Source organism: Longibacter sp. (assembly GCF_051155795.1).
Lineage (GTDB): Bacteria > Bacteroidota > Rhodothermia > Rhodothermales > Salinibacteraceae > Longibacter.
This window is the reverse complement of the sequence record NZ_DAXETW010000162.1, coordinates 1-3,782: the sequence shown is the minus strand read 5'-3', so window position 1 is coordinate 3,782 and position 3,782 is coordinate 1. Positions and strand designations below refer to the sequence as shown.

Genomic DNA, 3,782 nt, shown 5'->3' with positions numbered 1-3,782 from the left:
GTCTTCTTCAAGCATACGGACACCGATCCGGACGACGCGCTCACGGCGGCCATCTTCGACGCGACTGTCCCGTGCTTCACGCACGACTTCAGCATGACCGGCCGCTACTACGAGCAGCTGGAAGCGTGGATGGTTCAGCGCGGCCTCGTAGACCGACCCGAGGCGCCCGTTTCATACTGGACGAACGACCTCGCGCTGCCCTCCGTCGTGGCGCCATCGGTTGCGTGACAACCCTCAGGCCGGACCATGGGTTGCGATTCAGGTCCTGCGTGCGCTTGTTTTCCATGTCGATGCTTCGTCGCTCTACGCCTATCCCCGCATAGCTGCCCCCGAGTGTGTCCCCATCTCGCACCCTCCGATCCGCTACGCCCGTTGAGCGCTGGTCGCTACTGAACGCCGTCGGCGTCCTGGCAGCGACGGTGCTCGCGCTGGCGGCCGGTGCGACGCTCCCGGTGGTCGTGGCCGGCGGGGGCGCTCTCTTCCTGCTGGTGCTGCAGTCCAGGCACCGCTGGACCCCGGACGGGGACTTCGGGCGGGCCAACGCCGTCACGGCCGCGCGGCTGATACTGGTCCTCGCCCTCCCCTTCCTGCCGGCATCCGCCGGACCCGTCCTCCCAATCGGCGTCGGGCTCGTCGTGCTGATCTCCGACGGCATCGACGGATGGCTGGCCCGCCGCTACGAACTGTCGTCGGAGTTCGGAGAGTTCTTCGACAAGGAGACGGACGCCCTCTTCCTGCTCGTCCTCTGCCTGATGACCACGACAACGGGCCATCTCTCGCCGTGGGTCGTCGGCCTCGGGCTGCTACGCTACCTGTTCGTGGTGGCGCTTTTCCTGATCCAGCCGCACGTGGGCAAGGAATACCGCTCGTCCTGGGCGCGCATCATCTACGTCGGGGTCGTCCTCGCCATGCTGGTAGCCTTCCTGCCCTACCCGAAGGTCACCCACCCGCTGGTTGCTATCGCAGCCGTCGCCCTGGTCTACTCGTTCGGCCGGTACACCTGGTGGCTCTGGACCGTGCGGAATACGTAACCTTCAGGAGCAGCAACTGCAACCGGCGCCCCCTCACACCCCTTCCGTCATCCCTGACCTCTCGCATCGCTCGCACCGTCGTGCGTGAACAGCCCGGGACACGCCGAATTGAATGAATGCGAAGAACACGAACCAGCCGATCATCTCGGACGTGGTTGCGTCACCGAACAAATAGATGATGAACACGGCAACGAGGGCGACCGCAGCGGCGATGCCGAGGTGCGCGGGGACGGTGTGAGACATGAATCTGACGGCATTGTGAGAAAAAGTCCGTGTACCGGCAGTACGGGCCGATCGTCCCGATGGGTACAAGGCAAACGGTGATCGTGTCCCGGCACCCGGCCCCCCAAACGGATCCTCACTCTCCGACCGGCGTGAACGGATCCCCCTGCCCCCCAGCCTCACCCGCTCGCCGTCCCGTCGATGCCTGCCGACACCCCGACGCTCCGCCCTCGTCCCGACCGCACGTCGTGGCGATCGTTCGGCCTCTTCCTCGCGGCCTGGGGACTTCTGAACGGCCTCGCGCTCGTCCCCGCCGCCGTGACGCCGCTGCCGGCCAGTCCCTACGCCCCATTCTCGGTCGACATCCTGGTCCTGATCACGCTTGCCGTCGGATCGATGTATCTCCTCTCCGGACGCGCAGCCGCCTGGGGCGTTCGTACAGCCACCGCCGGGGTCTTCTTCGTGCTCGTGTACCAGGTCTACGACGCCGTCGCCTACACCGCCTTCCAGCGGAACGGTCTATTTGCTGAGGACGTGCAGTATCTGGTTGACGTCTCCTACTTCGCGCTCGATAGCCTCTCCTGGGAGACCGGAGGACTGGCCTTGCTGGGCCTCGCCGCTACCGCTGCCGTGGTCTGGGTCGTTCCGCCGGCCGTTCGGATGGCCGCTCGGGTCGGAGCCGCGTCCCGGCCCGCCTGGGGTGCGCTGGCGCTCGCACACCTGATCGCGTGGCCGATCGTGTTTTTCGTCGCTCCAGCCCAGGAGTGGGGCACCGAGAATTTGACGTACCAGACCTCTAACGAGCGGACGCGCGTCCGCACGGTCGCCGCGAAGGTGTCGGAGAACGCGCAGGCGTCCGTCCGCCTCTACACGATGCTGGATACGCTCGGGCAGGCGCCCGTCGACTCGACCTACTTCCGCTACGACGCCATCGAGCTCGAGCGTCGGCCGCACGTGTATCTCTACATGATCGAGTCGCTCGGTGACGTGCTGGTGACCGACCCGGAACTGCGGCGTCCGTACCAGGACATGATGGCTACGGTCGAGGACACGCTCACGGCGGACGGGTGGCATCTGTCGTCCGCTCGGGCGGAGGCGCCGGTGCGTGGGGGCCGTTCGTGGCTCGCGATCGCGTCCGTCCTTCTCGGGACGCGGGTCGACCACCAGCTCCTGTACGAACGATTTCAGAGTTCGCCGGACGACGTGCCGTCGCTCGTTCGATTTCTCGACCGGCAGGGCTACCTGACGGTCACCTGCCAGCCCTACACCGTCGCCCGGCCCGGCCTGGAGATCACCAACCCCTACGGCTTCGAGGTCCTGCTTCACCGCGATGACCTCGACTACCGGGGGCCCACGTACGGATGGGGCGTCGTGCCCATGTCCGACCAGTATAGCCTGGGCTTCTCCCACGAACGCCACCTGAAACCGGCCGCCGAGGCCGGGCAACCCTTCTTCTACTTCTTCGAAACCGTGCTTTCCCACGCGCTCTGGAATTACGGGATTCCACCGATCCTCGACGACTGGTCGGACTTCAACGCCGGCGACTCACAGGCGGTGCGCGATCGGCTCGCATCGGAGGCTCAAGCTCCCTACCTCCTGCCCGATTCGATCACGGCCCCACGCATCTTCGACCAGCCCACCCGGATCCGGTACCTTCGGCACATCGGGTTCGAGATGGAAGTGCTCGTTCAGTACCTGCTGCACGACGCGCCGGACGGAAGTCTCGTTATCCTGATGGGAGATCATCAGCCTCCGCTCATCGAATCGGACACGTACGACGTACCGATTCACATTCTGAGCCGTGACCCGTCGCTCGTCCACCCGTTCCGCGACAGCGGGTTCACGGCCGGGCTTTCCCTGGAAGACGCTCCCCGGTGGAAGCATGAGGGGCTGTTCTCGCTGACGGTTCGGTCCCTCGTCGCCGCCACCGATAGCACCGCGGCACGTCCGCCGTTGAAGCCCGACGGGGTGCCGCGCTCTATCATCGTTCGGTGACAACGACCTGGCGGATGCACTGCCGGAACCGTCGCGCCGCCTCCCGCCATGTGGGAAACCGGTCGCTTTGGCGCTTGGCCGCCGCTCCCATTGCCTCGCGCCGCCCGACGTCCCCGATCAGCAGGCGAAGGATCGCCGACAGCGCCACCGGATCATCCGGCCGGAGGAGGCAGCCGGCGGCCGCCCGTCCCAGGTTCTCCGGAAGGCCGCCGACGCGGGACGCCACCACCGGCAGCCCGCGCGCCATCGCCTCTCGCGTTGCCATGCTGCACGTTTCGAAGCGCGAGGACAGGACGAACACGTCCGCCCGGTCGTAGATGCACGGCATCGACCCGCGCTCGATCGTCCCCTCCCACGACACACGGTCCCCGAAGGTCGAATCGCGGATCCGCCCGAGAAACGCCTCACCGTAGGCCGCGTCGAGGTCGGCGCCACCGACGAGCCGCCAGATCCAGTCGAGATCCTGCACACGGCCCAGCGCCTCCACCAGCACGTCCAGTCCTTTCCCGGGAAGCAGGTTGGCCACCGTCAGCA

Annotated in this window: 4 protein-coding genes and 1 pseudogene; 3 read left to right on the top strand and 2 right to left on the bottom strand. The window is 66.6% G+C overall.

Annotated elements, in window-relative coordinates; genetic code table 11:
• Together ACFCU0_RS15465 and ACFCU0_RS15460 are read left to right on the top strand one after the other, a co-directional pair.
• A pseudogene (locus ACFCU0_RS15465) lies at positions 1 to 228 on the top strand (ABC transporter substrate-binding protein); the annotation flags it as partial.
• A gap of 107 nt (positions 229 to 335) precedes the next feature.
• Positions 336 to 1,031, top strand: coding sequence for a CDP-alcohol phosphatidyltransferase family protein (locus tag ACFCU0_RS15460; RefSeq protein WP_434974583.1), 696 nt, complete (start codon positions 336 to 338; stop codon positions 1,029 to 1,031).
• A gap of 33 nt (positions 1,032 to 1,064) precedes the next feature.
• Here ACFCU0_RS15460 and ACFCU0_RS15455 read toward each other — a convergent pair whose 3' ends face one another.
• A complete protein-coding gene (locus ACFCU0_RS15455; protein ID WP_434974582.1) occupies positions 1,065 to 1,274 on the bottom strand; it encodes a hypothetical protein in 210 nt (69 codons plus the stop codon).
• Between the two features lie 180 nt (positions 1,275 to 1,454).
• On the opposite strand from ACFCU0_RS15455, the gene ACFCU0_RS15450 reads away from it, so the two are divergent.
• Positions 1,455 to 3,248 (top strand): hypothetical protein, encoded by a 1,794-nt coding sequence (locus ACFCU0_RS15450; protein WP_434974581.1) that lies wholly within the window; start codon positions 1,455 to 1,457, stop codon positions 3,246 to 3,248.
• On the opposite strand, the gene ACFCU0_RS15445 is transcribed toward ACFCU0_RS15450, so the two are convergent.
• Positions 3,235 to 3,782 (bottom strand): glycosyltransferase family 4 protein (locus tag ACFCU0_RS15445; protein WP_434974580.1); only part of this gene is annotated, 548 nt, incomplete at its 5' end. The genes ACFCU0_RS15450 and ACFCU0_RS15445 overlap by 14 nt on opposite strands.

What these genes read in the sequence shown, in the direction of transcription:
- ACFCU0_RS15455 (WP_434974582.1), bottom strand. Translation starts at nt 1,274, where the DNA reads ATGTCTCACACCGTCCCCGCGCACCTCGGCATCGCCGCTGCGGTCGCC.
- ACFCU0_RS15450 (WP_434974581.1), top strand. Translation starts at nt 1,455, where the DNA reads ATGCCTGCCGACACCCCGACGCTCCGCCCTCGTCCCGACCGCACGTCG.